We start from the raw sequence: 26,635 nt of genomic DNA on the forward strand, positions 1-26,635 counted from the left end.
TATCTCATTGTATATTTTAGGTTAGGTGCCAATGTTAAGACAACAAATTGGGGCCCTGGACGATCCAGGGCCCCAATAAGAGGGGGGCACCAGGGCATTCCTCCGTGCCCTCGTGCCCCCGGCACGAACGACGCACTTCCGGTACGAACTTCCGGGACGAACTCACGACGCTGCGCGGGACGGATGTTGCCCACGCCAAACCCGCCAGGCCTACAGCGGGGTCCTGAACGTCCCTAGGGTCCGACCGACTCACGAAGCACGTCAGTACACCACGTCAACGGCGTACGCTGCGGCACCACCTCCTACGACCAACGGCCGCGATACCCTGCGACCGTCCGACAGGGAGAGTATTGGGCCGCAACCGTTTTTTGTCAAGGCCCATTGTGGACCCAGACCCTCGGAGCGCCCCGGCGACCCGTCCCGCGGCCTCCGCGACTGTTAGAGACTATATGGATAAATATGTACATCAGGAGAGAATGGGTGGACACCGAATTTTCGCATATGCCGAAAGGATTTTCGCTAGCGGACTCCCCAGATAGGGTGCCACTGGGGACTGAGGCGGACGTCCTTGAGCCGAAGCCGCGCGCGCGCCAGAAGAGCGAGCGCCCGGAGCGGGCCGATGGGGCGGGCGCCGCCGCCGCGCCGGGAGGGATGAGGGGTCGCCGGCTGGAGGAAGAGCGGCACCGAAGGGTGCTTCTCCAGAAGGCGGAGGAGCCGCTCGAACTCCCTGTCCGTGGCGGCCGCGGTGAGGACGACCTTCACGAAGGTCTTGCGCGGAGCCGCCTTAAGGAAGGCGGAGTGCGCGGCCCAGGTCGCGCGGCCGCAGGAGGATGGGAGCTTCACGTCCATGGCGACCAGGTCGACCAGTCCGGCCAGCGGTTTGAAGCGAGCCGGCAGGGTCCCGTTGGTCTCCAGGTGGTTCTCCAGGCCCAGGGACCGGGCATAGGCCAGCAGCGGCCGCAGGACACGGGCATGGAGCAGCGGCTCCCCCCCGGTCCAACTCACGGCCGCGTGGCGCCGACGCGCAGCGAGCGCCCCGATGGCCGCCTGGACCTGCGCGAGGTCCCAGGAGGAGGCGGAAGGTGCGCGGGCGGCCGGTTCGTCGCAGTAGGCGCAGCGGAGGTTGCAGCCGGAGAAGCGCACGAAGACCTGGCGCTCCCCCGCGCGCAGGCCCTCCCCCTGAAGCGAGGAGAAGACCTCCGCGACCCGGACCTTCATAGGGCGGGATCCGGGATCCCGGCAGCGGAGAAGCCCCTGGCGCGGAGCTTGCAGGAGTCGCAGCGGCCGCAGGGCCGGCGCCCGCCGCGATAGCAGGACCAGGTGAGCTCGAGCGGGACTCCGAGCCGCCGAGCCAGGCGGACGATGGCGGCCTTGTCGAGGCGGAGCAGGGGGGTCTCGATGCGCAGGGGCCGGCCCTCCGCCCCCCGGCGCGTGCCGGTCCGGGCGACGCGGCGGAAGGCGTCGAAGAAGGGCGGCCGGCAGTCCGGATAGCCGCTGTAGTCGAGGGCGTTGGCGCCGACCACGACCGCCTCGGCGCCGAGGGCGTCCGCCAGAGAGAGCCCGAGCGCCGTGAAGACGGCGTTGCGGCCGGGCACGTAGGTGCTCGGGATCCCCCCCCTCCCGATGCGCGCGAGCGGGAGGTCGGGGAGCCGGGTCTTCCGGTCGACCAGCGAGCAGCCGGCGAGCCAGGGCAGGTCGAGACGCAGGGCGTAATGGCTCGCTCCCGCGCGGCGGGCGAGTTCGGCGGCCGAGCGCAGCTCGCGCAGGTGGCGCTGACCGTAGGCCACCGAAAGCGCCGCGGGCTCGAGCCCCCGCGCCTTCGCCCACCAGAGGCAGGTCGCGGAGTCGAGCCCCCCCGAGAGGAGGACGACGACGCGGCGCGCCCTCACGGCGCCTCCGGCGCCGGGGAAAGCCGGCGCAGGCCCGCGAGCACGCGCGCCGCGACCTCCGGGACGTCCCCGGCCGAGCCGCAGCGCGAGGGGACGAAGGAGGAGGAGAGCAGCGTCGAGCCGTCGGCGGTCGACTGGAGGGAGAAGCTCACCCGACCGCCGGCGCCGCGCCGGCCGCAGTCGACCGAGGCGAAGAGCACCGCTTCGGCTCGGGTCGCCTCGCGCAGGGAGGCCAGGTCCTGGGGACCCATCGTTTCGCCCTCCGTGAAGCCCAGCCGGCGCAGGGAGGCGTCCAGGGACTCCCGGGAGACCGGGTCGAAGCCCAGCGCCCAGAGGCCCCGCAGGGTCTCGTCGGCGTAGAGGCGGCCGAGCCCCTCGCGGTCGGAGAACGGCGTCACCGCGACGCGCGCCATGGACCGCAGGCCGCCCGAGCGCGGAGGAGGGAACCCTTCCATACAGGCGGAGAGGAGAGCCGCGGCGATGAGGATGCTCATCCGTAAGAAATCCCCCCCCGCCCTGCCCTCCCCCGCTGGGAAGGGAGATAGGGAACTCTCAAGAACATCCGACATCCTCATGGGCGTGCGCACTTGAACTCCAGATGCCGGTAGGATTCCACCTTATAGTGGTCGAGACCGTAGCGCATCGACTCGCTGAGGTCGTCTCCCGCGTAAGCCGTATCGACGTCGTCCTGCGTCCACTCGCGCACGACCTGAACGGGCACGGCGCCGCAATGGGCCCGGGCACGCTTGAGCGCGTCGGAGCGGCGCAGGCGCACCAGGAAGCCGCCGCCGCGGGTCGGCCAGCGGACATGCCCGCCCCCGGGGTCGATCCAGCCGACCTCGGCGACCGGCCCCTTCACGGGGCGTCGCAGTTCGACGACGGACGCCCGGCAGCCGGCGAAGGCCAGCGCGAGCGCCGCGGCGAGGAGCCTACCCGCGGGCGACGGCCTCGATCTCGACCGAGGCGCCCTTGGGCAGCGCGCTGACCTGGACGGTCGCGCGAGCCGGTGGAGCATCCTTGAAGAACCTCGCATAGACGTCGTTCATCTCGGCGAAGCGGCCGAGATCCGTCATGAACACCGTCGTCTTGACGACGTGCCGGTAGTCGAGGCCGGCGGCGGCGAGCACCGCCCCGACGTTCTTGAGCGCGCGCTCGGTCTGCGCGGCGACGCCCTCCTCGAGCTTCCCCGACTTCGCGTCGACCGGCAGCTGGCCGGACACGAACACCCACTCACCGGCCCGCACGGCCTGGGAGTACGGCCCGATGGCCGCGGGAGCCTGCTCGGAGCACACCGTCTCGTTGATCGTCTTCATCCGACCTCCTCTTCCCCGCCGCGCGCGCGGCTGAGCGCGCCTTCGACGGGCTGTAGTACGGCGAAAAGCAGCACGAAGTGGACGAGGAGCCCCCAGAGGAGGAGCCCGAGCCCGACGCGCAGCGCCCCGGCGCTCCACTCGACGGGGAGCGCGGACGCCGTGAGGACGCAGAGGCCGAAGACGGCGGGCCCGCTGCAGAGGCGCTGGAAGCGGGGGTGGAAGGCCCCCAGTCCGAGCGGCGCGGGAAGCTCGCGGGCCGTCTTCGCGGCGAGGGCGAAGGCCGGAAGGAGGCCGGCCCCTTCCCTCATCGCGGCGGACGCCGCGTAGGAGGCGCGCAGGACGCCGGCCTCGAGCAGCCCTCCGAAGAGGCCGTGCTGTGGGCGCCGATTGCGGAAGAGGAGACGGTAGAGGACCTCGGCGGGGAGCAGCACGGTGAAGACCGCCGCACTGAGCGCCGCCGCGCGCAGCAGGCCCCAGGCCAGCGAGGCGCCGCGGCCGCGCTGGACGGCGAAGAGGACTCCGGGAGCGAGGGTGCAGAATCCGCCGGCGAAGTAGGCCGCGAACGGGCTCCAGGCGGCCCGGTAGAGGGGGCGGCCGCACAGGCGCGCGAGCAGATCGAGGCCGTAGCCCGCCGCGAGCACGGCGAGCAGGGTCCACAGCAGCGCCGTGAACGCCGTCAGGCCGGGGCTCCGCGCGAGCTCGCGCCAGGCGCGCCGAGCACGCTCTCCTTCGGGGTCCGTGGAGAAGACGGGGAAGCCCCGCAGCGCCCAGACCCCCGCGAGGAGCGGCCAGGACAGCCACCAGAGGATGCGGAGCAGCCGCAGGAGGCGGCGCGGAGCCGGCGGGGGCGCGTCCGGCGGCGGCGCCGCGGCGGCACGCGGGTCCTTCTTCCCGTCGAGGACCGCCCGAAGCTCCTCGGCCCCCTGCCGCACGGCGGCGGAGCGGTCCTTGAGGCCCCGGCGCGCGGCCTCCTCGACGCGCGCGCGCAGAGGCCCGGCCGACGCGGCCGCGGGCAGCGCGCCGAACGCCGTCAGCTCGCGCAGCGCCTGGCGGCGGACGTCCGCCTCCCGGTCGCGCGCGGCGCGCAGCAGGGCCTCCAGCGCCAGCGGGTCCTTGCGCTCGCGCAGGCGGGCGCCGAGCGCCTGCACGACCCAGAAGCGCTCATAACGGCCGGGCGCTTTGTCGTAGAGCGCCCCCAGCCGCTTCGTGGCGGCGGGGGAAGGGTCGGAGCCCAGCCGCTCCAGGGCGTCCTCGGCCCGCGCGGGGAGAGCCGCAAGGAGCAGGAGGACGACGAGGACGGCCGGGGCGGCCCGCTTCAAGTGCTGCCCTGCGCGGTCGCGAGCAGACGTTCGTTGGTCGCGTTCTTCTTGAGCAGTTCGATGATCGACTTCGTCGCCTCGAGGTCCGAGAGGTTGGCCAGGTTTCGGCGCAGCTTGTAGACGCCCTCGAGGACCGGCGGAGGAAGCAGCAGCTCCTCGCGCCGCGTCCCGGTGTTCTTCACATGCACCGCGGGAAACAGGCGCAGGTCGGCGGCCGGGCGCGAGAGCACGAGCTCCATGTTCCCGGTGCCCTTGAACTCCTGGAAGATGATCTCGTCCATGCGGCTGCCCGTGTCGACGAGGATGGTGGCCAGGATCGTCAGCGAGCCGCCCTCCTCGAGCTTGCGCGCCGCGCCGAAGAACTTGCGCGGCCACTCCATCGCCCGCGTGTCGAGGCCGCCGGTCATCGTGCGGCTGCCGGTGGCCGCGCTGTTGTGCGCGCGCGCGAGGCGCGTGAGGGAGTCGAGGACGATGAGCACGTCCTTGCCGGCGCCCGCCTCGCTGACGGCGCGCTGATAGACCTCCTCGCACATGCGGATGTGGTCGGTGAAGGGGCGGTCGTTCGAGGATGCGAAGACCTCGGCCGGGACCGAGCGCTTGAAGTCGGTGACCTCTTCGGGCCGCTCGTCGACGAGGACGCAGTACACGGTGAGGCCCGCGTCGGCCTGCGCCGCGGCCTGGCAGAACTGTTTGAGGATCGTCGTCTTGCCGACCTTGGGCGGGGAGACGATGAGCCCGCGCTGCCCCTTGCCGACCGGGGCGAGCAGGTCCACCGCGCGCATGGAGAGCTCTTTGGAGCCCTTCTCGAACTGGATCCACTGGAACGGCGTCAGCGGGGTCTTCTCCTGGAAGATGCGCTCCGCGTCGCTCTTTTTGAGGAACGTGGGCTTATCCTGCCGGGGCGAGCCCCCTCCGCCGTGCCCGTGTCCCTGACCGTGCCCCTGGCCGTGCCCCTGGCCATGCCCCTTGCCGTGCCCTCCGCCGTGGCCCTGTCCTCCGCCCCCCCTGTTCGGCCGGAAGCGGCGGTGGTGGCGTCCCCCATGGGGATTCTGCGGATTCTGGGGGTTCTGCGGGTTCTGGGAGTGCTGCGGGTTCTGCGGGTTCGGCGTCATGGACGTGCCTCCGTGGCGATGGTCGAAGCGTTCGCGGGGGTCCCCTGCGGGGACCAGGCGGGCCTGCGCCAGCTCGAGCGGAACTCCTCGAGCGGCGAGGGAACCGCGCGCTGCCAGAGCTCGCGCGGGTCCAGAAAAGCGATGAGGTCGAAGCGGGCCTTCTCGGTGCCGTAGTCTTCGTCGAAGCGGCGCGCGAGGGCGTCGGCGCTCGCGCAGGACTCGTCGAGGACCTCGACGGCGGGGAGCCGGAGGTCGGCGCCGGCGTAAGCGGCCCAGACCGCGGCCGCCGACGGCGCGAGCGGACGGCCGGCCGGAGCGCAGGCCTCGGGGTCGCGGCCGAGGGCGGCGAAGAGTCGCCGCACGGCCTGCGCCCGGACTTCGCGGGAGGCGCGCGGACGCAGGACGGCGACCGCGTCGGCGCAAAGCGCGCTGAGGAGCGGATCGAGGCGCACGCCGCGGCCGTCGCTCCAGAAGACGTCGGCGGGCTGCCAGCGCGCGGAGTTGCGCTTGAGCGCCTCCGGGTTCTCGACGACGAGGTAGCCCTCGACGCCGTCCTTCTTGAAAGCTCGCGCACGGGCCGGCGGCGTCCCCGCATAGAGCGCGGCCGAGCGCCACCAACCGCCGAGGCCGAGCGCGTCGACGGAGAGCGCCCGGCGCAGGAGGAGGACGTCGCCCGGCTCCAGGAGCGCAGAGAGGTCGGCGAGCTGGCGCGTGGAAACGAGGGTCTCGGGCCGGGAGCCCGAGGGAGGATCCGGGTCGAAGGTCTCCTTGAGTTTGAGGATCGCCAGCTGCGCCTGCGAGCTCACCGGCAGGTCGAGCCACGCCAGCGGGTCCACGAGCTCCCCCTGGAAACCCTCGACCTCGACGGTCGAGACGACGACGGGGACGGGGGGCGGCGGGGGCGTCCAGGCCGCGGCGCGCGCGATGAGCGGCGCCTCGACCCCCAGGGCGGCGGCGACCTGCGTCTCGGAGCCCTTGCGCGCGCGGGCCCGGAGACGGAGCAGGTCCTCGCGCCGCGCCTTCTCGAAGGCCGGCAGGCCTCGCCCGAGGTAGGGGGCGAGCGACCTGGAGGGCGAGCGCGCCAGACGCCCGGCCAGCAGTCCCTCGCCGTCCTCGCCGCCTTCTTTGAGGAGGCGGGCGAGGAGGCCGGGCGGCAGTCCGGGGGTCTCGGCGTCCTCGAGCGCACGGCGCAGGTCGGGGTCCTGCGCGAAGAGCTTCCGCCACTCCGTCAGGAAGCGGCGCTGCGCGAGCCGGGCCGTGCAGGCGGCCTGGAAGCCGGCCTCGCGCAGAGGCGCCTCGCTCAGCGCGGGATAGTCCCGGTAGCGGCCGACGACCGCCTCGAGCGCGAGGTAGTGGTCGGCGGCGAAGAGCCAGAGCCGGCGAGCGAGCTCGACGTGCTCGTCGAAGAGGCCGCCGGGGCGGTTCGGTCCCCCGGGAGGGAAGACCTCCGGGTGCGCGTGCGCGTAGCCGAGGGCCGCCAGCAGCCCCGCGCGGGCCTCGAGCACGGCGGGCAGCTCCAGGCGCAGACGGCGCTCGAAGCCCTCCTCCAGCGGGTGCTTGGGCGGCGGAGGAGGCGGCTCGACCTTCGCCTTCGCGGAGGAGGCCGTCTCCCAGGGGGCGCTCATCGGGATGCCGAGCGAGTCCGCGCCGCCGGATCCGCCCTTGCCGCGTCCCGCGTCCGCGGGAACGCAGAGGGCCGGACCCGAGAGGGCCAGGACGAAGAGGGCGGCGAGCGGGAGACTCTTCACGCTCCGGGGAAATCTCCCTGCCAGCGTGCGTCGAGCCCGCGCAGGACGTGGCCCATGAGGCGCCCGGCGAGCTCGAGGACGCGCTCGGGGGCCAGGCTCTCGCGGCGGTTCTCCGGGAAGACGTGGGCCCAGGGCAGCGTCGAGTCCCCGCCGACCGCGAACTCGCGGCAGGAGGAGAGCACGGCCTCCGCGTCCTCCGCGAGCCCGGCCGTCCGGGCGCGCTCGCGAAGGGCTTCATCCGACCACAGGGCGTCCCAGCGCGAGCACCCCCACTCGGAGGAGACCGCGCGGGCGCGCTCGTCGCTCTGCGCCAGAGGGATCCAGCGCATGGCCGCCGCGACGGCCGCGAGCTGGCGCAGCAGCGGCAGGGCCTCGTGGGGGCGCCCGGCGCGGCAGAGCGCCACCACGGCGTCGGAGAGGAGCAGGGCCCGCCCGGCGCCGCGCACCAGCGCCGCGTCCAGCGCGGAGGCGGAGTCGAGCCGCGGCCCGACCCGGCACATCCCGTTGTCGATGAGGACCTTCACGCGTCCGACCTTCCTAATCAGTTCTTCCATGGCCTTCCCTTGATTGTTCCTTCCGCCCGTTCTATACTGACAGTCCACTCATGGCCCGCGTCCTCATCGTCGACGACGACGTCTCCCTGGTCCAGATCCTGACCCTGGCCCTGCGCTCCTTCGGCCACGAGGTCGCCAGCGCCGGCGACCCTTCCGCGGGACTGCAGGAAGCCCGGCAGTTCAAGCCCGAGATCGTCCTGCTCGACTACCACATGCCCGGAGCGACCGGTTCGCATCTCTTCGAGGCCTTCCGCCGCAACGCCTCCACCGCGAAGATCCCCATCCTCTTCATGAGCGGCGAGGCCAGCCCCGACCAGGTCTTCGGCGAAGTGGCCGAAGCGTCGCACACCCGCTTCCTCGCCAAGCCCGTCCGCATGGAAGAGCTTCGCCGCTCCATCGCCGAGATGCTGGCCGAAGCGGCCGACCCCGAGTAAGACCGACCCCTCAGACCCCCACCCGGGCCAGACGCACCTTCGGCACCTTGCGCCCGAGGAACAGGCGCGCCATCCGCTTGAAGCGCTCGGGGGCGTCGGAGACGAAGAACTCCTCCGATCCGCGGCCTTTGCGCATGAGCCCCCGCTCGCGCAGCCACATGCGCACTTCGCGAGCCGTCTCGACCCCGGAGTCCACCAGGAGCACGCGGCTTCCCGCCGCGACGCGCAGGGTCTTCTTCAGCATCGGGTAGTGGGTGCAGCCGAGGATGAGCACGCGGAGCTTCCGCTTCTTCAGCGGGGCCAGGTACTCGCGCGCGACGCTGCGCGTCACCGGATGGTCCCACCAGCCCTCCTCGACGAGCGGCACGAAGAGCGGGGCGGCGCGCACGGCGATGCGGCGGCAGCCGATGGCGGAGAGCTCGCGCGGATACGCGCCGCTGCGCACGGTCGCCTCGGTGCCGATGACGCCGACGATCCCCGGTCGTGCGGCGCCCCGCGAGCGCTCAGCGCCGTGAGCTCCGGGGGCGGCCCCCCCGCGCGCCAGCGCCGCGGCGGCGCGCACGGCCGGGCCGATGACCCCGAAGACCGGGACGTCGAGCGCGGCCTCGAGCGCGGGAAGCGCGAGCGCCGAGGCGCTGTTGCAGGCGACGACGAGCATCTTGATGTCGCGGCGCAGGAGGAAACGGGCGATCTCGAGGGAGAAGCGGGTCACCGCCTCCTTCGACTTGCTCCCGTACGGGAGCCGGGCGGTGTCGCCGAAATAAACGAGGCGCTCGGACGGCATGGCGCGGCGCAGCTCGCGCAGCACGGTGAGCCCGCCCATGCCCGAATCGAAGACGGCGATGGCCTTGTCGGCGCGGCGCGCCGCGGCGGCGAGGTTTCCCTTCATGGTCTGCCCTCCGGCTTGAGCCAGTCCTTCCTCCGGGCGAAATCGAGCAGGCCGGCGTAGATCCCCTCGGCCAGCTTGCGGCGGAACTTCTTCGACTCCAGCTTGGTCTCATCCTGCGGGTTGGTGACGTAGCCCATCTCGACGAGTACGGCCGGCGCGTTCGCCCCGCGCAGTACGTAGAAGGAAGCCTGCTTGACCCCTCGGTCCGCGAGCTCGACGCGCTTCTTCAGGGTCTTCTCCATGACCCCCGAGAGTTCGGAGGCGTCGTTGATGAATTCCGTGCGCGCGAGCTGGTAGAGGACCTCGGCGGCCTCGTCCTCCACCTCGCCTTTCCCTTCGAGCGCGAGCACCGAGTTCTCGAACTCGGCGAGGCGCTCGGCTTCGGGGTCGGACGCGCGCTCGGAGAGGAAGTAGATCTCGAAGCCGTTCTCGGCGCGGCTGGGGTGCGCGTTGCAGTGCAGGGAGACGAAGAGGTCCGCGCCCCACTCGTTGGAGAGCCGCGAGCGGTCGCTGAGCGGCAGGAACACGTCGGTCTGCCGGGTCAGGAAGACGTCGAAGAGGCCTTCCTCCTCGAGGAGTCGGGAAAGCTCGCGCGCGACCGAGAGGTTGATGTCCTTCTCGTAGACCCCGCGCAGGCCCGGGGCGCCGCTGTCCTTGCCGCCGTGCCCCGCGTCGACGGCGATGCGGATGCGCTTGCGCGCGGGCTTGGCGGTCTTGGCGGCGCGCGAGCCGTTCTCCTCTCGCGCCGTCCCTTCGGCGCTCAGGCCCGCCGAAGGGACCGCGGCGGGCGCGGCCGCGGCGGCCGTCACCGCAGGCGTCGCGAGCGGGGCGGCGGCGAGCGCGACGGCTCCCGCGGCGGGGACCGCGGATGGAGCTTCGTCGGCCGCGTCGGCCGGCGCCCCCGCCTCGAGGCGCGGCGCCTCCCGGGGCTGCGCTGCGGAGAGGAACGGGGCGCCCTCGCGGGCGACGTCGAGGACCAGGCGGCGCGGCGCGGGGTACTCCTTGAGCGTCCAGCGCGGTGAGTCCTTCTCGAACTGCACCGTCATCCGGGCCTGACGCGACTCCTGGCGGAGCGTCACGCCCTCGACGACCCCGTCCCCGATCTCCGTCTTCTCCGACCACTCGATGCTCCCGCGGGGGATGGAGACCTCGAGGGCGCGCAGGCCGCGCCGCTCGCTCTTGTACGCCAGGTCTTCCTTGAACTCGAGCACGACCCGGGTGTGGTCGGGATAAGTGAACCAGCGCAGCGGCCCGACGCTCGAGCGCTGGTCGACCGTGAGCAGGCGCGTCTTCGCGTTGAACTGCGTGTCGCAGCCGGCCGCCTCGGAGAACGCCTCGCTGAGGAGGAAGGCGATCGGGACCATGGCCTTCCCGTTGCGCAGCAGGACCTTCTCGGGGAGCTCGACGGTCTGCTCCCCCACGGCGGCTTGCGCGGACTCGGGGATGAGCACGGCCTTGCGCCCGTGCAGGGAGAGGGTGACCTTCCCCGAGACCCCGAAGTAGTCGACGCGCGCCCCGTAGACGCGTCCGGCGTCCTTGGCCTCGAGGTAGTACGTCTCGTCCACGCGGTACGCGGACACGCTGCCCCAGAGCTTCCCGGATTTCACCACCTGGACATCCTCGCAGCCGCCGTTCCCGGCGGCTGCCAGCAGCAGGATGAACGCCGCCGCCAGGACCCCGCAGAGGGCCTGGAGCGACGAAAGAGTGCGGCGCGCGGGCGGCGGCGTTCTCGTCATTCGAGGATGATGCGGTAGTCCTCCCAGTCGAGATGGGGGTCGGCGGCGATCTTCACCGAACGATGGACGTTCTTCTCGATCGCCTCCTGGCGCCCCGTGAAGGCCTCGGCGAGCTCCGGGTGGAGCACGATGCGGACGCTGCCGCCCGGGCGGCCCTGGGTGAGCTCGAAGATCTCGCGCTGGATGCGGACGCGCAGGCTCTCGACCGAGAGGACGCGTCCGGAGCCGCGGCACTCGTGGCACTCCTCGGTCATGAGGCTGATGGTCGACTCGCGCTTGCGCTCCCGCGTCATCTCGATGAGGCCCAGGCGCGTGATGGGCAGGATGCGGATCTTCGCCCGGTCTCGGCGCACCGCGTTCATGAGCGCCTCCATGACCTTCTGACGGTTGGAGGCCTTGCGCATGTCGATGAAGTCGATGACGATGATGCCGCCGATGTTGCGCAGGCGCAGCTGATGGGCGACCTCCTCGGCCGCTTCGAGGTTGTTCTGGGTGACCGTCTCCTCCTGCGACTTCGAACCCGTGAAGCGCCCCGTGTTCACGTCGATGGCGGTCAGCGACTCCGCCTCCTGGATGACGATGGTGCCGCCGCTGGGCAGCGAGACCTTCGTCTGGCGCAGCTTCTCGATCTCGGGCTCGATGTTGAACGCCGTGAAGATCGGGGTCTTCGCGTCGTAGAGCTTGATGCGGTCCTTGAGGTGCGGCGAGATCTTCCCGATGAAGTCGCAGACGTCCTGATGCGTGTCGCGGTTGTCGAGGAGATAGACGTAGACCTCGTCGGAGAGGAGGTCGCGCGCGACCTGCATGGGAAGGTCGAGGTCCTTATGGAGCAGGCAGGGCGGCGCCTGCGTCTCGTAGCGGCGATGCACCGCGTCCCAGGCCCGGGTGAGGTACTGCACCTCGCGGCGAAGGTCGTCCTCGCTGGCCCCCTCGGCTTCCGTGCGCACGACGAGCCCCTTGCCGGTCAGATGTTCGGCGGCGAGCTTGTCGATGATCTCGGAGATGCGCTTGCGCTCGACGGGGTCCTCGATCTGCTTGGAGATGCCGATGCTGTTGGAGAAGGGCGTGAGCACGAGATAGCGGCCGGGCAGGGTCACCTCCATGGTGACCTTCATGCCCTTCGTCCCGATGGCTTCCTTCGCCACCTGCACCATGATCTCCTGACCCTTCTTGAGCAGCTGGTCGATCGGCGCGCGCTGGCTGCCGATGACGTCGGAGATGTAGAGGTAGGCGTTCTTGTCGAAGCCGATGTTCACGAACGCGGAAGAGATGCCGGGGAGGACGTTCTCCACGACGCCCTTGTAGATGTTGCCGACGATGTTCTGCGCGTGCTTGCGCTCCCAGAGCATCTCGACGAGGCGGCCGTTCTCCATGATCGCGACGCGGGACTCCTCGAAGGAGGAGTTGGCGAGGATCTCGCGCTTGAAAGGTTCGTCCGCGCGCGGCCGGGTAGGACGCTCCGAACGCTCTTCGCGGCCGTGGTGATGGTCCCGGCCATGCCGGTCGCCGCCGCGCCCGCCGCCGCCGCGCCCGCCGCCGCCGCCGCGCCCGCCGCCGCCGCGCCCGCCGCGCTCGTCGCGGCGAGCGCCGGGCTCATCGCGGCGCGCTCCGCGCCGCTCGTGCGAGAAACGCTGCTGGTCGTCGTACTGCTCCAGCGCGCTCTCGAGGTCGGGGCTCTTGCCCCCCTCCGGACGGGGAGCGGAGCTCCGGGCTCCCGGGCGGTTCTCGAAGACGTCGTCGCCCGTGGGGATCTCGGGACGGCTCTCCGCCGGGCCTTCGTTCGCGTACGGACCGAGGGCGTCGGACGGCTCCGGCCCCTGGGGCGGGAGCTCCGGACGCTGCTCTTCCTGCGGCTTCGGATCTTCCTGGTTCATGGCGTACTCCTTTTGCGAAATCTCAGGGAGCGATCAGCTCCCCGCCGGCCGTCTCCGACAAAAGCTCCCGACGCGCGACGCGGCAGCGGTCCAGGGGGACGTCGGCCCCCAGCCACTCCCGCAGCAGCGCCTCGGGCTTCACGGTGCGCTTGGGACCGAACCGGAGCAGGAGCTCCAGGCGGTCGGGCGCGGCGAGCGTCATCGAGCGGATGAGCGGCCGGGCGTCCACCCGCTCCACGCGCGCGCCTCCTTCTTTCGGCTTCAAGACGACGATCTCGCTGCGCGCGAGGAGCGCGCTCAGCGCCGCCCCGGCCTCCGCCGGGAACGGACCGCGGACCTCGTAGCGTACGACGTTGATGCTCGCGTCCAGCGAGGGGAAATAGCGGGGTATGCGACGGACCTCGCGCACGGCGAACCCTTCCGGGAGGACGGCTCCGAGGCGCGTGAGCGCTTCGCGCGGCTCCACGTCCGCGAGCGTCTCCATGTCGAAATACTCGGCGTCGCTCTCGTAGCCCACGGCGATGGCCGGGCCGAACGAGAGCCGGGGCCGCGGGCGGCGACGGCGCCCGTCCGGGACGTACGGGAGGCCGCTCGCGAGCACGGCCGCGCGCAGGGCCTCGATCTGCCCGAGGTGCGAGAGCGCGCAGGCGGGCCCGCCGCGCGTGAGGCGCAGGCGCAGGCGCGTCGCGGGAACGGCCGGGCGGCTCTCCTGCTCGAGCTCAGAGGAAGGCATAGCGCCTCGAATAGATGTTCGCCACGATGCCCAGGGCGTACAGCGTGATGGCCAGGTTCGAGCCCCCGTAGGAGACCAGCGGCAGCGGGATCCCGGCGACCGGGACCAGCCCCACGCACATGCCGACGTTGACCAGCAGGGCGAACCCGTAGATGGACGCCATCCCGCAGCAGACGAGGTAGCCGTAGCGGTCCCGCGCGACGCGCGCGGTGTTGACGATCCTCCAGACGAGCATCAGGTAGAGCGCGAGCACGGCCATAGCCCCCAGGAAGCCCATCTCCTCGCCGATGACGGCGTAGATGAAGTCGGTGTGGCGCTCCGGGAGGAAGCCGAGCTGGGACTGGGTCCCGGAGAAGACGCCCTTCCCCCAGAGACCGCCCGAGCCGATGGCGATCTGGGCCTGCTGCACGTTGTAGCCCGCCCCGCGCGGGTCCACCTGCGGGACGAGGAAGGCGACGAAGCGGTTGCGCTGGTAGCCCTTGAGCTGGTGGTTGACGAGGGTCGCCGAGGCCAGCCCGGCGATGAGCACGACGGTCGCCGCGGCGAAGAAGACCCCGTGGATGCCCGTGCGCGCCATGATGGAGAGCCTCCAGGCGAGCAGGCCGCCGACGGCGATGACCCCGAGGGCGATGAGCACCGGCATGTTCAGCGTCGAGATCTTCATGAAGTAGGCCAGCGGCGCGAAGGACATCCAGGCCGGGTTCATCGACACGAGCGTCCACATCAGCGGCAGTCCCAGCGTGATCGCCCCGTAGGCGCCCATCACGACGAGCGCGCCGAGGTGGGCGCCGGAACAGAAGAGCATCACCAGCAGCATCGGGAAGAACGAAAGGGTCGAGGAGAAGTCCGGCTCCTTGAGGATGAGGATCATCACCGGCGCGACGAGGGCGAACGCCCAGAACACGGTGGTGACGTCCCCGACGCGCGAGCCCCGGCGGTCGAGGAAGTTGGCCAGGGTCAGGATGGTCAGGATGCGCGCGAGCTCCGAGGGCTGGAAGGTGACGAAAGGGAAGCGGATCCAAGAGCGCTGACCGCGCTGATAGAGGCCGAAGACGAGCACCCAGACGAGGATGAGGATCGTGAGGGCGTAGAGCGTCTTCGACTGGTCCTGATAGACCTGGTAGTTGAAGCTCAGGCCGAAGACGAAGAGGAGCGCGCCGACGACGGCGGCGAGGAAGTGCTTCTCGAGGAGCTTGCCGAAATAGGGGAGCGGCGAGGCCGCGGAAAGGATGGCGAGCGTCCCGATCGCGACGAGACCCGCCGCCGAGCCGACCAGCAGCCAGTCCACGCGTCCCCGCAGCGCCGTGTCCGAACGGTTGAGGAACATGCTATTCGGTGATCTCCCGGGGATGCGGGATGCCGCCGGCGCCCGGGCGCTGGCCCGCCGCGGCGCGGGGGGCGGCGGCGGGCGCGGACGGAGCGGCGCGTTCCTCGCCGCTGCGGTCCTCGACGGGCTCGGCGTCGGTATAGGGCTTGCCCGGCGTCAGGCCGAAGGCCGCCTCGATGATGCGGCGCGCGACCGGACCGGCGGCCGAGGAGCCATGTCCGCCGTTCTGGACGAGTACGGCGGCCGCGAGGGACGCCGTTTCGCCCGGGCGCCCGGCGTAGCAGACGAACCAGGCGTGATCATCGCCGTGCGGGTTCTGGGCCGTGCCGGTCTTGCCCCCGATGACGAGCCCCGGGATGTGCACGCTCCCGCCGGTGCCGGCGTCGATGACCCGCTCGAGGCCCTTCTGGAGCATGTCCCAGGTCTCGGGCTTGAGATCCACCCGGCCGAGGGCTTCCGGCTTCGCGTCGTAGCCGCCGCCGCCGACGTATTCGATGCGCCGGACGAACTGCGGGCGCCAGATCGTCCCGCGGTTGGCCACCGCTCCGACGACCCCGGCCATCTGCGCCGGGGTCACGAGGAGTTCTCCCTGCCCGATGGAGAGGTTGACGGTGTCCCCGTCGTACCAGGCCTTGCCGCGCTTGCTGCGCTCCTCGGGGCCGAAGCGCTTGCCCGACTTCTCGCCGGAGAGGCCGATCTTCGTGTCCTCGCCGATGCGGAACATCTTCTCATAGCGCTCGATGACGTCCCCTCCGACGCGCAATCCCATCTGATAGAAATACGTGTCGCAGGAGTTGGCGATGCCGTTGAGCCAGTCCTGGTAGAGGTGCCCTTTCTTCTGCCAGCAGCGGAAGACCTTGTTGCCGAGCCGGAAGCTCCCGGGGCAGAAGATGCGGTCGCTGACGCTGATGCGTCCCTCGTTGAGGATCGCGGCGCTGGTGACGATCTTGAAGGTCGAGCCCGGAGGATAGGTCCCGGAGATGGCGAGGTTGAACTCGGGGATGTTCGTGACCCGGGCGTGGTCGGGGTCGCGCTCGGAGACCAGGAACATGTTGGGGTCGAAATCCGGGATCGAGGTGAAGGCGAGGACGTTGCCGTTGCGCGGATCGATGACGATGGCCGCCCCCCGCTTGGACGGAGAGGTGCGCAGAGCCTCCTCGGCGGCGGCCTGGATCTTCGCGTCGAGCGTGAGGTAGAGGTTCCCCCCCGCATGCCAGCCGACCTGATCGAGGATGCGCTTGAGGCGCCCCTGCGCATCGACCTCCATGCGGATCTCCCCGTCGACTCCGCGCAGCTCGCGCTCGAAGATGCGCTCGATGCCCATGCGCCCGACGCGGGAGTCGAGGCGGTAGCCGGCCGCCTTGAGCTGGTTCCAGGAGACGCGGTCGACCTTCCCGAGGTAGCCGAGCAGGTGGCTCGCGAAGGCGCCGCGCGGGTAGGAGCGCTGCGCTTCGACGATGAGGTCGACGCCGGGATAGACGGTCTTGATCTCGGAGAGCTTGAACATCGTCTTCAGCGGCAGGTTCTCGGCGAGGTGGATGGCCGCCTGCTCGCGCCAGGCCTCGTTGAGGGACTCCAGGACCCGTTCGCGCTCGAGGCCGAGCTCGGCGGCGAGGTCCGTCGCGAGAGCGGAGAGGCGCGCGCGGCTCTCGTCCTTGCCGGGGAGATAGATGAGCGAGAACGAGGGGCGGTTCGTCGCGATGACCTCGCCGTTGCGGTCGTAGATGCGCCCCCGCGGAGCCGTCTGATAGATGCTCTGCGTGCGATTGCGCTCGGCGACCTTCATGTAATAGACGTTGCGCAGGACCTGGAGCTGCAGCAGGCGCAGCCCGAGCAGGGCGACGGCGAAGTAGAAGCCGATCCAGAGGATCCGCAGGCGCTCGTTGTAGGCGGCGTCCTGTCTCATCTCTGCTGCGTCGCCAGCGCGCGCCGGACGGCGGAGAAGGCCGCCGGTGCGACGAGGACGTTGTAAAGGGTGCCGAGCGTGAAGAGCTTCCAGCCCACCCAGAGGAAGCGGTGCTCGAAAACGAGTCCGGCGAACCCGACGAAGAGCCAGAAGGCCGTCGAGACGACGCCGGCGACCATCATCTGCGAAGTCGGGCTCGAGACGTCCATCTGCCGGCGCAGGTTTCCGACGAGGTAGCCGACGAGCGTCAAGGCCAGGGCCCCGGCGCCGAAAGTGTGGGCACTGAGCGCGTCGAGGAAGAGCCCCCAGAAGAAGCCGTAGGTCTGTCCCGCGACGGGACCGGCCTGCGAGGCCGTGGCGACCGTCAGCAGGAGGAGCAGGCGGGGCGCCAGGCCCCAGACGTCGAGCCGGGTCGACCAGAACCATTCGGCGGCCATGCCGAGGACGAAGAGCGCGGCCAGTCGCATGGGCCTCACGCATCCCCCCGCTTCTTCCGCCGCAGGATCAGGACTTCCTTGAGGCGGCTGGCGGGAGCCGCCGGGGTGACCTCGACGGTCTGGAAGGCCAGGAACGGATCGCGGTCGAAGACTTTCGAGACCGTCCCGATGGGGAGCTCCGCCGGGAAGGTCGCGCTGGTCGGAGACGTCACGACGTCCTCGCCGACGCGGGGCTGCGCTTCCATCGAGAGGTAGTTCATGCGCATGCGCGCGGTCCCCTGGCCCTGGATGAGCCCTTCCCACTGGCTTGCGGGCATGTAGGCGGCGACCGCCGAGAGCTCGTCGGTGAGCAGCAGGACCTTGGAGCTCCTGGACGCGGTCTCCACGATCCGCCCGACGACGCACAGGCGCCCCGAACAGGAGGCCAGCACGGGGGCGTTCACCTCGACGCCGTCCTCCTCGCCCGCATCGACGATGAGCGAGCGGTTCCAGCCCTGCGGGTCCCGCTCCATCACGTGCGCCCAGCGCAGGGCCGTCGGCGACGACGTCGTGAGGGACAGCTCATCGGTCAGACGCGCGTTCTCGCGCCGCAGCGCGTCGTTCTCCGCGCGCTGGAGCTGGTGTCGGCGCAGCTCCTCCTCGAGCTCGCGCACGCGCGCGTCGGCCGAGATGAGCCGCGCGACGTCGACGGGGAGCGCGTTGAGCTTCTCGATGCCCTGCCCCCCGTAATAGGGGAGCGGATCATAGATATAGGAGGCGTATTCCCGGAAGGCGCGGACTTTGCCTGTGAGCGGAAGGCTCAGGAGGATCACGGAGATCCCCCCGAAGATGAGCAGAAAAATGTTCGCGACGCGCTTCTCCCTGTTCATGCGGCTCCAGGGCGGAGTCGCTCGCGGACCCCTTCAGGGGGTGCGCGGCGGCCGCGGTGTGCGCGGGAACGGCGTCAGGCGCCCGGTCGGAAGGTCGTGATGAAGTCCGACTTCCGTCCCCCGAGTCCGTCCAGGACTTCGAGGAACTTCCCGGTCCCGATCGCTACGCAGCTGAGCGGGTCGGCGGCACGGTGCACCGGCAGCTCCGTCTCCTGCCGGATGAGGTCCGGTAGACCTCTGAGCAGCGTGCCCCCTCCCGCCAGCACCATCCCACGATCCACCAAATCCGCGGCCAGCTCCGCCGGCGTCTCTTCAAGCGTCGATTTGATCACGTCGAGGACCATCTGCACGGGCTCCATGAGGGCCTGGCGGACCTCCTCGGAGGTGATCAATACGGTCTTCGGAAGACCGGTGGCCTGATCCCGGCCCTTCACTTCCATCGTCTTCTCCTCCTTGAGAGGGAAGACGGAACCGATCTGGATCTTGACGTCTTCGGCCGAGGTCTCGCCGATCAGCAGATTGTACTTGCGGCGGAAATGCTGGAGGATGGCATCGTCCATCTCGTCGCCCGCGACGTCGATGGACTTGGAGACGACGAGGCCGCCCAGCGAGATGACCGCCGCCTGCGTCGTTCCCCCGCCGATGTCGACGATCATGTTCGCCCGCGGCTCCGAGATGGGGAGGTCCGCCCCGATGGCCGAAGCCATCGGCTGTTCGATGAGGAAGACCTCCCGCGCGCCGGCCTGAAGCGCCGACTCCTGCACGGCACGGCGTTCGACCTCGGTGATCCCCGAGGGGATGCCGATGACGATGCGCGGGTGCAGCAGGCTGCGGCGGTTGTGGACCTTGCGGATGAAGTACTTGATCATCTCCTGCGTGACTTCGAAGTCGGCGATGACCCCGTTCTTCAGCGGCCGCACGGCGACGATCGAGGCGGGCGTACGCCCGAGCATCCTCTTCGCTTCCGCCCCGATGGCGAGAACCCGGCGCGACTCGCGGTCGATGGCGACGACCGACGGCTCGCGCAGGACGATCCCATGGTTCTTCACATAGACGAGGGTGTTCGCCGTGCCGAGGTCGATCCCCATGTCGTTCGAGAAGAGGCTGAAGAGGTAGTCGAACATGTTCTCCTCTAGGGGATGAGGCGGATGAGTCCCTGAGGCGAGTTGTCCCCGATCCGGCGGGCGACGCGCAGGATCTGCGTGTAGCCTCCGGGTCGGTTCTGATAGCGCGGCGCCAGCACGTCGAAGAGCTTCTTGTAGGCCGCCTTATCCTGCACGCGGCGCCGCACCTCGTGGTGCAGCCCGTTCTTGGCCTGCGTGATGATCTTCTCGGCGTAGGGCCGGAGCTCCTTGGCCTTCGCGACCGACGTCGTCACCCGCTCGTGCAGGATCAGGCTGACCGCGAGGTTCTTGAGCAGCGCGCGCCGGTGTTCGCCGGTGCGTCCGAGTCTGCGTCCGCCCAGTGTCTTGATCATGGATTACACCTGCATGCCGAGGGACAGCCCCATGTCCTTGAGGCGGTCCTTGATCTCGTCGAGGGACTTCTTGCCGAAGTTCTTGACGGCGAGCAGCTCTTCTTCGCGGCGCGCGACGAGCTCCCGGATGGTCCGGATGCGCGCGACCTTCAGGCAGTTGGAGGCGCGGCTGGAGAGTTCGATCATGTCCACGGGCTGGTCGAGCACCTCGCTGATGCGCGCGTCGAGCGCGGCGCCGTCGCCGCCGGTCTCCCCGCCGCCCTCACCGCCCTCGAAGCCGGCCGCGTTCTGCTCGGCAAGCTCCTCTTCGGGGATGAAGATGCGCAGGGATTCGCGCAGCAGCTTGGAGGACTTGATCAGCGCATCGACCGCGGTGATCGAGGCGTCGGTCCAGATCTCCAGGATGAGGCGGTCGTAGTCGGTGACCTGTCCCACCCGCGAAGCCTCGACGTCGTAATGGACCTTCGTGACCGGCGAGAAGAGCGCGTCGACGGGCAGGAAGCCGGCCGGCCAGCTGCCGCCCTGCGCCTGCTGGATCTCCTCGGCCGGAACGTAGCCGCGGCCCTTGGAGATCTCGATCTCCATGTCGAGCTTGCCGCCGGGCTCGATGTGCGCGAGGACCAGGTCCTTGTTGACGATCTCGACGTTCGAGTTCTCCTGGATCAGCTTCGCGGTGACCGGGCCTTCCTTCTTCGCGCTCAGGTAGATGAGCTCCGGGCCGTTCGAGAAGAGCTTGACCCGCAGCTTCTTGAGGTTGAGCAGGATGTTGATGACGTCCTCGCGGACGCCGGAGAGGCCCTGGTACTCGTGGCGGGCGCCCTCGAAGCGGACGGCGGTGACCGCCGCGCCTTCGAGGCTGGAAAGGAGGACGCGCCGCAGGGAGTTGCCCACGGTGTGGCCGTAGCCGCGCTCGTAGGGTTCCGCGACGAACTTCGCATAGCCGTCCGTCATCGTCTTCTCTTCGACGGCCAGCTTCTGCGGCAGAATCAGTTCCTTGTAGACCATGTTATCTCTTCCTCTGAATTTGCGCGGATCAGCGCGAGTAGTATTCCACGATCAGCTGGTCGTTGATGCCGAACGAGGATTCCTGGCGCGCGGGCTCACGGACGAGCTTGCCCGAGAACTCGGCCTCGTTGAACTCGAGGAACGCCGGCCGCGGCGAGCGGCGCGCGACATTCTCGAGCGCGAGCTTCACGCCCACGTTCTCCTTCAGGCGCGGGTCCATCTGCACGACGTCCCCGACCTTGACCTCGGCCGAGGGGATGCTCACGCGCCGGCCGTTGACCTTCACGTGCCCGTGGCGCACGAGCTGCCGCGCGGTGTTGATGCTCGTCGCGAAACCGAGGCGGCGCACGATGTTGTCGAGCCGGACCTCGAGACGACGCAGGAAGATCTCTCCGGTCATCCCGGTGCTGCGCGAGGCCTTCGCCATCGCGGCCTTGAACGGAGTCTCGGTCATCGCGACCATGCGCTTCAGGCGCTGCTTCTCGCGCAGGCGGATGGCGTACTCGGACGGCTTGCCGCGCTGGGGCTTGGCCATGCCCGGAGGCGTGGGCCGGTTCTCGAGAAGGCACTTGGTGTAGCACTTCTCGCCTTTCAGGAACAGCTTCTGCTGCTCCCGGCGGCAGAGACGGCAGACGGGGCCGGTGTATCGGGCCATGGCTAGACTCTCCTCGGCTTCGGCGGACGGCAGCCGTTGTGCGGAAGCGGCGACACGTCCTTGAGCGAAAGGACCTGCAGGCCGGAGGACTGGAGCGCGCGGATGGCGGTCTCGCGTCCCGGACCGGGTCCCTTGATGAAGACGGCGACCTGCTTGACGCCCAGCTCGACGGCACGCTTGGCGGCCTTCGCGGCCGTCATCTGCGCGGCGAAGGGCGTGCCCTTCTTCGTGCCCTTGAAGCCGGTCGCGCCCGCGGACGCCCAGCAGAGCACGGCGCCGCGGTCGTCGGTGATCGTGACGATGGTGTTGTTGAAGGAAGACTGGATGAAGACCTTCGCGAAGGTCACCGCCTTCCAGTTTCTCTTGGGGCCGCGCGCCGCCGGGGCGGCGGACCGCTCGGCGGGCCGGCCTTCGGACGGGGGCGGGGTCTTGGGATCGTTCTCAGCCATGGTCGTCTCCTCTTATCCTTCCTTCGCGGCGGCCTTTCCGGCGCCGACGGTCTTTCGGCGTCCGCGGCGCGTGCGCGCGTTCGTCTTCGTGCGCTGGCCCCGGACCGGCAGGTTGCGGCGATGCCGCAGTCCGCGATAGCTGCCGACTTCGTTATAGCGGTGGATGTGCTGCTGCACCTCGCGGCGCAGCTCGCCCTCGACCTTGTACTCTTTGGTCAGAAGGTTGTTGAGATGGCCGACCTGGCTCTCGTTGAGGTCCTTGACCTTCGTCAGAGGGTCGATGACGCCTTCGAGCTTGACCATGATCTGCTTCGCGGTCGTGCGCCCGATCCCGTAGACGTAGGTGAGCGCGACCTCGATCTTCTTGTCCTTCGGCAAGTCCACTCCCGCAACGCGTGCCATAGATTACCCCTGTCTCTGCTTATGCCGCGGGTTGGAGCACATCACGCGGACCGTGCGCCCCCGGCGGATGACTTTGCATTTCTGGCAGATCGGCTTGACGCTCGCTCGAACTTTCATCTTAGCGCTCCCGGTAGACGATGCGACCACGGGTGAGGTCGTAGGGTGAGAGCTCCACCTTCACGGTGTCTCCCGGCAGGATCTTGATGTAGTGCACGCGCATCTTGCCCGAGATATGCGCCAGGATCACCTTCTCGCCGGGGATCTGGACGCGGAACATCGCGTTCGGCAGGGACTCGAGGATCTTCCCTTCGACTTCGATCTTATCTTCCTTGGTCAACGTCTACCTCCCTAGTTTTTGCGTCAAATCGTGAACACGACGGGGCCGCTTTCCGTCACCGCCACCGTGTGCTCGAAGTGCGCCGACATCCGGCCGTCGGCGGTCACGGCGGTCCAACCGTCCTCGAGCACCCGCACCTCGGGCCCGCCGGCGTTGATCATGGGCTCGATGGCGAGAACCATGCCCGCCTTCAGCCGCGGGCCGGTCCCGGCGCGTCCGTAGTTCGGCACCGCGGGCTCCTCGTGGAGCGCGCGGCCGATGCCGTGTCCGACGAACTCGCGCACGACCGAGAAACCGTTCTCCTCGGCGTGGCGCTGGACGGCCGCGCCGATGTCGCCGACGCGGTTCTCGGGGCGGGCGGCGGCGATGCCCTGCTGCAGGGCCTCGCGAGTCACCCGCATGAGCTTCTCCGCCTCGGCCGAGACGGCTCCGACGCCGACCGTCCGGGCCGCGTCGCCGTAGAAGCCGTCCACGACGGCCCCGAGGTCGAAACCGATGATGTCCCCGTCCTTGAGACGGCGCGCGGGGCTCGGGATCCCGTGGATGACCTCCTCATTGATGGAGGCGCAGAGAGTCGCGGGGTAGCCGCGGTAGCCGAGGAAGGCCGGCTTGGCCCCCCGCTTGCGAATCTCCTCGGCGGCGAGGGCGTCGAGCTCCGCGGTGCTCGCCCCCGGGACGGCGGCGGCCGCGAGGGCCTTGAGCGCCTCCGAGACGACGAGGCAGGCGCGGCGGATGGCCGCGAGCTCCTGCGGGGTCTTCGTCTCGATGCGCGCGGCGCGGAGCATCATGATTCGGTCGGGCTCCCGGCCAGCGCGTCGACGGCCGCGCAGAGGCCCTTCGTGACGTCCGCCACGGGGAGGGCGCCGTCCACCTCGGTGAAGACTCCGCCGGAGCGGTAGTAGGCGACGAGCGGGCTCGTGAGGTCCTCGTAGACCATCAGGCGCTTGCGCACGGTCGCCTCGGTGTCGTCCTCGCGCTGCAAAAGAGGCTTGCCGCACTTGTCGCAGACGCCTTCGACGCGCGGCGGGCGGCTCAGAAGATTGTAGACCTCGCCGCAGGCGCAGGAGCGGCGGCTGGTCAGCCGGCGGACGATGTCCTCCGGCTTCATGGCGATGGAGAGCACGATGTCGATCTTGGCGCCGGCGGAGCGGAGGTAGCGGTCGAGCCCCTGCGCCTGGTCGAGCGTGCGCGGGAAGCCGTCGAGCAGCCAGCCCCCCTTGAGCGCGTCGAGCTTGGAGGCGACGACCTCGTTGACGACCTCGTCGGGGACGAGGACGCCGCGCTTCATGTAGTCGGCGACCTTCTTGCCGAGCGCGCTGCCGGCCGCGCTCTCCGCGCGGAAGCAGTCCCCCGTCGAGAGGTGCGTCATGCCGTAGCGCTCGCAGAGGACCTTCGCCTGCGTCCCCTTCCCGGCGCCCGGGCAGCCGAGGAGGACGAGCCTCAGCTCAGTTGCCGACATTGAACCACCTCTGGCGGATGCGCCCCTTCTTCAGGAAGCCCTCGTAGTGGCGCATGATGAGGTGCGACTCGAGCTGCCCCATCGTGTCGAGCGCGACGCCGACGACGATCAGCAACGAGGTGCCGCCGAGGTAGAAGGGCACGTTGTAGACGTAGCGCAGGAGCTGCGGCATGACGGCGACCGCCGCGACGAAGAGCGCGCCGCCGAGCGTGATGCGGTCGAGCACCCACTCGATGAACTGCGCGGTCGGCTCGCCGGGCCGGATGCCGGGGACGAAGCCGCCGGACTTCTTCATGTTCTCCGCGAGGTCCATCGGGTTGATGCTCACGGAGTTGTAGAAGTAGCAGAAGAAGATGATGAGGGCGGCGTAGATCACCTCATAGACGGGGTTCCCGCCGTTGAGGAAGCCCTGCAGGCGCTGCGCCCATGGGGAGTTCGGGGTGAACTGGACGACCGTCATGGGCACGGCGAGCAGGGAGACCGCGAAGATGACGGCGATGACGCCGCTCTGGTCCACCTTCAGGGGCAGGAAGCTCGTCGCTCCGCCCATCATCTTGCGCCCGACGACGCGCTTGGCGTACTGGACGGGGATCTTGCGCTGGGCGGTCTCCACCCAGACCACGCTCAGGATGACGCCGACGATGACGACGCCGATGAGGAGCGCCTTGATGAGCCCGATCTCCTCGGAGTGGACGAGCTGGACCATGGCGAAGATGCTGCCGGGGATGCGCTCGACGATGCCGGCGAAGATGATCATCGAGGTGCCGTTGCCGACGCCCTGCTCCGTCATCTGCTCGCCGAGCCACATGATGAAGACGGTGCCGGTGGTCAGCGTGAGCACGGTGATGATGAAGAAGAACGGCGTGGGATTGGACACCACCGGCAGCCCGGTGGGCGAGGGCATCTTCGAGATCATCAGCGTCAGGCCGAAGCTCTGGAACGCCGCCAGGAAGAGGGTGAGATAGCGGGTCATCTGGTTGAGCTTGCGGCGGCCGAGCTCCCCTTCCTTATGAAGACGGTCCAGGTAGGGGATGACGTGCGCGCCCTGAAGCAGGCTCATGATGATGGACGCGTTGATGTACGGCATGACGCCCATCGAGAAGATGGAGAACTGGCCCAGTGCGCCGCCCGAGAACATGTTCAGGATGCCGAGGAGCGTGCTCTGCTGGGCCTGGAAGATCGCGCGCAGCGCGTCCCCGTTGATCCCCGGGATGGGGATCGCGGCGCCCACCCGGTAGAGGGCGAGGCAGCCGAGGACGAAGAGGACGCGCTTGCGCAGGTCCGGGATCTCGAAGATGTCCGTCAGACTGCGGATCATCGCGCGAGCTTCTCCGCGGTGCCGCCGGCTTTCTTGATCTTCTCTTCCGCGCTCTTCGAGAACGCATGGGCCTGGACCTTCAGCGGGCGCTCGAGCTTGCCGTCGCCGAGGACCTTCACGGGCTGGCGTCCCTTCACGAGCCCGTGCACGCGCATGGACTCGAGGCTCACTTCGTTCTGGCTCTTGTAGACGCGGGCCAGGTCGCCGACGTCGACGATCTGGTAGCGGGTCTGGAACGCGGTGTTGCGGAAGCCGCGCTTGGGGATGCGGCGGATCTGGGGCGTCTGGCCGCCCTCGAAGCCGATCATCTTGCCGTCGCCCGAGCGGGAGGTCTGTCCCTTGGTGCCGCGGGTGGCCGTCTTGCCGTGGCCGGACCCGAGTCCCATGCCGATGCGCTTGGCGCGCTTGCGCGCGCCCGGCCGCGGAGCGAGGTTGTGCAGTCCGATGGTCCTGGTGTCAGTCATCACCGCCCCCTGAGCTTGGCGATGTCCTCGCGCGTCCGCAGGGCCTTGAGGGCCTGCATCGTCGCGTAGATCACGCTGAAGTTGTTCGAGCTGCCGAGACTCTTGGTGAGGATGTTCTTAACGCCCGCGGCCTCGAGCACCGCGCGCACGCCGCCGCCCGCGATGACGCCCGTCCCGGGCGCCGCGGGCTTCATCCAGACCTTGCCGGCGCCCCAGCGGCCGACGGTCTCGTGCGGGATCGTGTCGCCGGACATCGCGAAGTGGAACATGTTCTTGCGCGCGCGCAGCGAGCCCTTCTGGATCGAGAACTGCACGTCCTTGGCCTTGCCCAGGCCGAAGCCGACCGAGCCCTTGCCGTCGCCGACGACGACGAGCGCTCCGAACGAAAAGCGCTTGCCGCCCTTGACGACCTTGGCCACGCGGTTGATGGCGACCACGGTCTCCTTGAGACCCAGCGCGTCGGCCTCTTCCTGACGGCGGGAGCGCCGCGGCGGACGGCGCTGCTGTCCATCCGGGGACCGGTGCGGGGTGGTTTGAACGGGTTTCGTTTCCTCGGGCATCGTCGTCTCCTAGAACTTGAGTCCGGCTTCGCGCGCCGCATCGGCCAGCGCCTTGACGCGGCCGTGGTAGACCATCCCTCCGCGGTCGAACACGACCTTGGAGATCCCCGCCTTGAGCGCCCGCTCGGCGATGAGCTTGCCGACGCTCTTGGCGTCGTTGAGGCTCTTGCGGCAGGGGCCGGCCTTCTCGGGCCGGCTGTCCGCGCAGGCGATGGTGACGCCCTTGACGTCGTCGATGACCTGCGCGTAGAAGTACTTCAGCGAACGCCGCACGCACAGGCGGGGAAGGCCGTTGGCGGCTTCCTTGATCCTGTCGTGGACGCGGCGCTTGCGGTATTCGAAACGGATGGCTTTGTCTTTCATGGTCGT

The 26,635-nt window shown here is 69.7% G+C and carries 32 protein-coding genes; 1 reads left to right on the forward strand and 31 read right to left on the reverse strand.

The window, feature by feature from the left end:
* Positions 1-519: 519 nt before the first annotated feature.
* The 9 genes from WC969_13990 to WC969_14030 form a co-directional block, all read right to left on the reverse strand.
* On the reverse strand, positions 520-1,218 hold the full coding sequence (locus tag WC969_13990; GenBank protein MFA6030962.1) for a 7-carboxy-7-deazaguanine synthase QueE: 699 nt from the start codon (positions 1,216-1,218) through the stop codon (positions 520-522).
* A complete protein-coding gene (queC, locus tag WC969_13995) occupies positions 1,215-1,889 on the reverse strand; it encodes a 7-cyano-7-deazaguanine synthase QueC (GenBank protein ID MFA6030963.1) in 675 nt (224 codons plus the stop codon). Before queC ends, WC969_13990 begins: the two co-directional genes overlap by 4 nt.
* Positions 1,886-2,383: a hypothetical protein gene (locus tag WC969_14000; protein MFA6030964.1), complete on the reverse strand. Its 498-nt coding sequence runs from the start codon at positions 2,381-2,383 to the stop codon at positions 1,886-1,888. The genes queC and WC969_14000 overlap by 4 nt, the downstream gene beginning before the upstream one ends.
* 77 nt (positions 2,384-2,460) lie before the next feature.
* Positions 2,461-2,748: a hypothetical protein gene (locus tag WC969_14005; protein ID MFA6030965.1), complete on the reverse strand. Its 288-nt coding sequence runs from the start codon at positions 2,746-2,748 to the stop codon at positions 2,461-2,463.
* A 70-nt stretch (positions 2,749-2,818) separates the two neighbouring features.
* Complete coding sequence (locus WC969_14010) at positions 2,819-3,202, reverse strand: RidA family protein (protein MFA6030966.1); 384 nt, start codon at positions 3,200-3,202, stop codon at positions 2,819-2,821.
* Positions 3,199-4,521 (reverse strand): hypothetical protein, encoded by a 1,323-nt coding sequence (locus tag WC969_14015; GenBank protein ID MFA6030967.1) that lies wholly within the window; start codon positions 4,519-4,521, stop codon positions 3,199-3,201. Before WC969_14015 ends, WC969_14010 begins: the two co-directional genes overlap by 4 nt.
* Positions 4,518-5,633 (reverse strand): transcription termination factor Rho, encoded by a 1,116-nt coding sequence (gene rho, locus WC969_14020; protein ID MFA6030968.1) that lies wholly within the window; start codon positions 5,631-5,633, stop codon positions 4,518-4,520. Before rho ends, WC969_14015 begins: the two co-directional genes overlap by 4 nt.
* Positions 5,630-7,381, reverse strand: coding sequence for a hypothetical protein (locus WC969_14025; GenBank protein ID MFA6030969.1), 1,752 nt, complete (start codon positions 7,379-7,381; stop codon positions 5,630-5,632). Before WC969_14025 ends, rho begins: the two co-directional genes overlap by 4 nt.
* On the reverse strand, positions 7,378-7,935 hold the full coding sequence (locus WC969_14030; GenBank protein MFA6030970.1) for a hypothetical protein: 558 nt from the start codon (positions 7,933-7,935) through the stop codon (positions 7,378-7,380). The genes WC969_14025 and WC969_14030 overlap by 4 nt, the downstream gene beginning before the upstream one ends.
* A 50-nt stretch (positions 7,936-7,985) precedes the next feature.
* Here WC969_14030 and WC969_14035 point away from each other — a divergent pair, with 50 nt between their 5' ends.
* Entirely contained in the window at positions 7,986-8,369 is a 384-nt protein-coding gene (locus WC969_14035) for a response regulator (GenBank protein ID MFA6030971.1), read from the forward strand.
* A 10-nt stretch (positions 8,370-8,379) separates the two neighbouring features.
* Here the strand turns inward: WC969_14035 and murI are convergent, their stop codons facing one another.
* The 22 genes from murI to rplR all read right to left on the reverse strand — a co-directional run bounded on the left by murI (position 8,380) and on the right by rplR (position 26,629).
* Complete coding sequence (gene murI / locus WC969_14040) at positions 8,380-9,258, reverse strand: glutamate racemase (GenBank protein MFA6030972.1); 879 nt, start codon at positions 9,256-9,258, stop codon at positions 8,380-8,382.
* A complete protein-coding gene (locus tag WC969_14045; protein MFA6030973.1) occupies positions 9,255-10,994 on the reverse strand; it encodes an N-acetylmuramoyl-L-alanine amidase in 1,740 nt (579 codons plus the stop codon). The genes murI and WC969_14045 overlap by 4 nt, the downstream gene beginning before the upstream one ends.
* Positions 10,991-12,868: an Rne/Rng family ribonuclease gene (locus WC969_14050; protein MFA6030974.1), complete on the reverse strand. Its 1,878-nt coding sequence runs from the start codon at positions 12,866-12,868 to the stop codon at positions 10,991-10,993. Before WC969_14050 ends, WC969_14045 begins: the two co-directional genes overlap by 4 nt.
* A gap of 22 nt (positions 12,869-12,890) precedes the next feature.
* Complete coding sequence (locus WC969_14055) at positions 12,891-13,601, reverse strand: TIGR03936 family radical SAM-associated protein (protein MFA6030975.1); 711 nt, start codon at positions 13,599-13,601, stop codon at positions 12,891-12,893.
* Positions 13,588-14,928 (reverse strand): FtsW/RodA/SpoVE family cell cycle protein, encoded by a 1,341-nt coding sequence (locus tag WC969_14060; protein ID MFA6030976.1) that lies wholly within the window; start codon positions 14,926-14,928, stop codon positions 13,588-13,590. Before WC969_14060 ends, WC969_14055 begins: the two co-directional genes overlap by 14 nt.
* 1 nt (position 14,929) lies before the next feature.
* A complete protein-coding gene (gene mrdA / locus WC969_14065) occupies positions 14,930-16,834 on the reverse strand; it encodes a penicillin-binding protein 2 (GenBank protein ID MFA6030977.1) in 1,905 nt (634 codons plus the stop codon).
* Positions 16,831-17,301, reverse strand: a complete 471-nt coding sequence (gene mreD / locus WC969_14070; GenBank protein ID MFA6030978.1) for a rod shape-determining protein MreD — start codon at positions 17,299-17,301, stop codon at positions 16,831-16,833. Before mreD ends, mrdA begins: the two co-directional genes overlap by 4 nt.
* A gap of 5 nt (positions 17,302-17,306) precedes the next feature.
* Entirely contained in the window at positions 17,307-18,140 is an 834-nt protein-coding gene (gene mreC / locus WC969_14075; GenBank protein ID MFA6030979.1) for a rod shape-determining protein MreC, read from the reverse strand.
* A gap of 74 nt (positions 18,141-18,214) precedes the next feature.
* Positions 18,215-19,264 (reverse strand): rod shape-determining protein, encoded by a 1,050-nt coding sequence (locus tag WC969_14080; protein MFA6030980.1) that lies wholly within the window; start codon positions 19,262-19,264, stop codon positions 18,215-18,217.
* Positions 19,265-19,272: 8 nt separating this feature from the next.
* Positions 19,273-19,617, reverse strand: coding sequence for a 50S ribosomal protein L17 (gene rplQ, locus WC969_14085; GenBank protein ID MFA6030981.1), 345 nt, complete (start codon positions 19,615-19,617; stop codon positions 19,273-19,275).
* 3 nt (positions 19,618-19,620) lie between these two features.
* Positions 19,621-20,622: a DNA-directed RNA polymerase subunit alpha gene (locus tag WC969_14090; protein ID MFA6030982.1), complete on the reverse strand. Its 1,002-nt coding sequence runs from the start codon at positions 20,620-20,622 to the stop codon at positions 19,621-19,623.
* A 28-nt stretch (positions 20,623-20,650) separates the two neighbouring features.
* A complete protein-coding gene (gene rpsD, locus WC969_14095) occupies positions 20,651-21,277 on the reverse strand; it encodes a 30S ribosomal protein S4 (GenBank protein ID MFA6030983.1) in 627 nt (208 codons plus the stop codon).
* 2 nt (positions 21,278-21,279) lie between these two features.
* Positions 21,280-21,726 carry a 30S ribosomal protein S11 gene (gene rpsK / locus WC969_14100; GenBank protein ID MFA6030984.1) on the reverse strand — a complete coding sequence of 149 codons (447 nt, stop codon included), beginning with the start codon at positions 21,724-21,726 and terminating at the stop codon, positions 21,280-21,282.
* Positions 21,727-21,738: 12 nt separating this feature from the next.
* A complete protein-coding gene (gene rpsM / locus WC969_14105; protein MFA6030985.1) occupies positions 21,739-22,128 on the reverse strand; it encodes a 30S ribosomal protein S13 in 390 nt (129 codons plus the stop codon).
* Between the two features lie 3 nt (positions 22,129-22,131).
* Entirely contained in the window at positions 22,132-22,245 is a 114-nt protein-coding gene (gene rpmJ, locus WC969_14110) for a 50S ribosomal protein L36 (GenBank protein MFA6030986.1), read from the reverse strand.
* A gap of 1 nt (position 22,246) precedes the next feature.
* Entirely contained in the window at positions 22,247-22,465 is a 219-nt protein-coding gene (gene infA, locus WC969_14115; protein MFA6030987.1) for a translation initiation factor IF-1, read from the reverse strand.
* A 23-nt stretch (positions 22,466-22,488) separates the two neighbouring features.
* Positions 22,489-23,253 carry a type I methionyl aminopeptidase gene (gene map, locus WC969_14120; protein MFA6030988.1) on the reverse strand — a complete coding sequence of 255 codons (765 nt, stop codon included), beginning with the start codon at positions 23,251-23,253 and terminating at the stop codon, positions 22,489-22,491.
* A complete protein-coding gene (locus tag WC969_14125; protein ID MFA6030989.1) occupies positions 23,250-23,924 on the reverse strand; it encodes an adenylate kinase in 675 nt (224 codons plus the stop codon). The genes map and WC969_14125 overlap by 4 nt, the downstream gene beginning before the upstream one ends.
* Positions 23,911-25,242 carry a preprotein translocase subunit SecY gene (gene secY, locus WC969_14130; GenBank protein ID MFA6030990.1) on the reverse strand — a complete coding sequence of 444 codons (1,332 nt, stop codon included), beginning with the start codon at positions 25,240-25,242 and terminating at the stop codon, positions 23,911-23,913. The genes WC969_14125 and secY overlap by 14 nt, the downstream gene beginning before the upstream one ends.
* Positions 25,239-25,706 carry a 50S ribosomal protein L15 gene (rplO, locus tag WC969_14135; GenBank protein MFA6030991.1) on the reverse strand — a complete coding sequence of 156 codons (468 nt, stop codon included), beginning with the start codon at positions 25,704-25,706 and terminating at the stop codon, positions 25,239-25,241. Before rplO ends, secY begins: the two co-directional genes overlap by 4 nt.
* A complete protein-coding gene (gene rpsE, locus WC969_14140; GenBank protein MFA6030992.1) occupies positions 25,706-26,266 on the reverse strand; it encodes a 30S ribosomal protein S5 in 561 nt (186 codons plus the stop codon). The genes rplO and rpsE overlap by 1 nt, the downstream gene beginning before the upstream one ends.
* Positions 26,267-26,275: 9 nt before the next feature.
* Complete coding sequence (gene rplR / locus WC969_14145; GenBank protein ID MFA6030993.1) at positions 26,276-26,629, reverse strand: 50S ribosomal protein L18; 354 nt, start codon at positions 26,627-26,629, stop codon at positions 26,276-26,278.
* Positions 26,630-26,635 lie beyond the last annotated feature (6 nt).

It is taken from the genome of Elusimicrobiota bacterium (assembly GCA_041660925.1).
Classification (GTDB): Bacteria; Elusimicrobiota; Elusimicrobia; order UBA1565; family UBA1565; genus JBAZUV01.

Excerpts from the sequence above, each read along its gene's own strand:
- WC969_13990 (MFA6030962.1), bottom strand. The coding sequence starts at position 1,218 with ATGAAGGTCCGGGTCGCGGAGGTCTTCTCCTCGCTTCAGGGGGAGGGC.
- WC969_14000 (MFA6030964.1), bottom strand. The coding sequence starts at position 2,383 with ATGAGCATCCTCATCGCCGCGGCTCTCCTCTCCGCCTGTATGGAAGGG.
- WC969_14010 (MFA6030966.1), bottom strand. The coding sequence starts at position 3,202 with ATGAAGACGATCAACGAGACGGTGTGCTCCGAGCAGGCTCCCGCGGCC.
- rho (MFA6030968.1), bottom strand. The coding sequence starts at position 5,633 with ATGACGCCGAACCCGCAGAACCCGCAGCACTCCCAGAACCCGCAGAAC.
- WC969_14030 (MFA6030970.1), bottom strand. The coding sequence starts at position 7,935 with ATGGAAGAACTGATTAGGAAGGTCGGACGCGTGAAGGTCCTCATCGAC.
- WC969_14035 (MFA6030971.1), top strand. The coding sequence starts at position 7,986 with ATGGCCCGCGTCCTCATCGTCGACGACGACGTCTCCCTGGTCCAGATC.
- murI (MFA6030972.1), bottom strand. The coding sequence starts at position 9,258 with ATGAAGGGAAACCTCGCCGCCGCGGCGCGCCGCGCCGACAAGGCCATC.
- WC969_14045 (MFA6030973.1), bottom strand. The coding sequence starts at position 10,994 with ATGACGAGAACGCCGCCGCCCGCGCGCCGCACTCTTTCGTCGCTCCAG.
- WC969_14050 (MFA6030974.1), bottom strand. The coding sequence starts at position 12,868 with ATGAACCAGGAAGATCCGAAGCCGCAGGAAGAGCAGCGTCCGGAGCTC.
- WC969_14055 (MFA6030975.1), bottom strand. The coding sequence starts at position 13,601 with ATGCCTTCCTCTGAGCTCGAGCAGGAGAGCCGCCCGGCCGTTCCCGCG.
- WC969_14060 (MFA6030976.1), bottom strand. The coding sequence starts at position 14,928 with ATGTTCCTCAACCGTTCGGACACGGCGCTGCGGGGACGCGTGGACTGG.
- mrdA (MFA6030977.1), bottom strand. The coding sequence starts at position 16,834 with ATGAGACAGGACGCCGCCTACAACGAGCGCCTGCGGATCCTCTGGATC.
- mreD (MFA6030978.1), bottom strand. The coding sequence starts at position 17,301 with ATGCGACTGGCCGCGCTCTTCGTCCTCGGCATGGCCGCCGAATGGTTC.
- mreC (MFA6030979.1), bottom strand. The coding sequence starts at position 18,140 with ATGAACAGGGAGAAGCGCGTCGCGAACATTTTTCTGCTCATCTTCGGG.
- WC969_14080 (MFA6030980.1), bottom strand. The coding sequence starts at position 19,264 with ATGTTCGACTACCTCTTCAGCCTCTTCTCGAACGACATGGGGATCGAC.
- rplQ (MFA6030981.1), bottom strand. The coding sequence starts at position 19,617 with ATGATCAAGACACTGGGCGGACGCAGACTCGGACGCACCGGCGAACAC.
- WC969_14090 (MFA6030982.1), bottom strand. The coding sequence starts at position 20,622 with ATGGTCTACAAGGAACTGATTCTGCCGCAGAAGCTGGCCGTCGAAGAG.
- rpsD (MFA6030983.1), bottom strand. The coding sequence starts at position 21,277 with ATGGCCCGATACACCGGCCCCGTCTGCCGTCTCTGCCGCCGGGAGCAG.
- rpsK (MFA6030984.1), bottom strand. The coding sequence starts at position 21,726 with ATGGCTGAGAACGATCCCAAGACCCCGCCCCCGTCCGAAGGCCGGCCC.
- rpsM (MFA6030985.1), bottom strand. The coding sequence starts at position 22,128 with ATGGCACGCGTTGCGGGAGTGGACTTGCCGAAGGACAAGAAGATCGAG.
- rpmJ (MFA6030986.1), bottom strand. The coding sequence starts at position 22,245 with ATGAAAGTTCGAGCGAGCGTCAAGCCGATCTGCCAGAAATGCAAAGTC.
- map (MFA6030988.1), bottom strand. The coding sequence starts at position 23,253 with ATGATGCTCCGCGCCGCGCGCATCGAGACGAAGACCCCGCAGGAGCTC.
- WC969_14125 (MFA6030989.1), bottom strand. The coding sequence starts at position 23,924 with ATGTCGGCAACTGAGCTGAGGCTCGTCCTCCTCGGCTGCCCGGGCGCC.
- secY (MFA6030990.1), bottom strand. The coding sequence starts at position 25,242 with ATGATCCGCAGTCTGACGGACATCTTCGAGATCCCGGACCTGCGCAAG.
- rplO (MFA6030991.1), bottom strand. The coding sequence starts at position 25,706 with ATGACTGACACCAGGACCATCGGACTGCACAACCTCGCTCCGCGGCCG.
- rpsE (MFA6030992.1), bottom strand. The coding sequence starts at position 26,266 with ATGCCCGAGGAAACGAAACCCGTTCAAACCACCCCGCACCGGTCCCCG.
- rplR (MFA6030993.1), bottom strand. The coding sequence starts at position 26,629 with ATGAAAGACAAAGCCATCCGTTTCGAATACCGCAAGCGCCGCGTCCAC.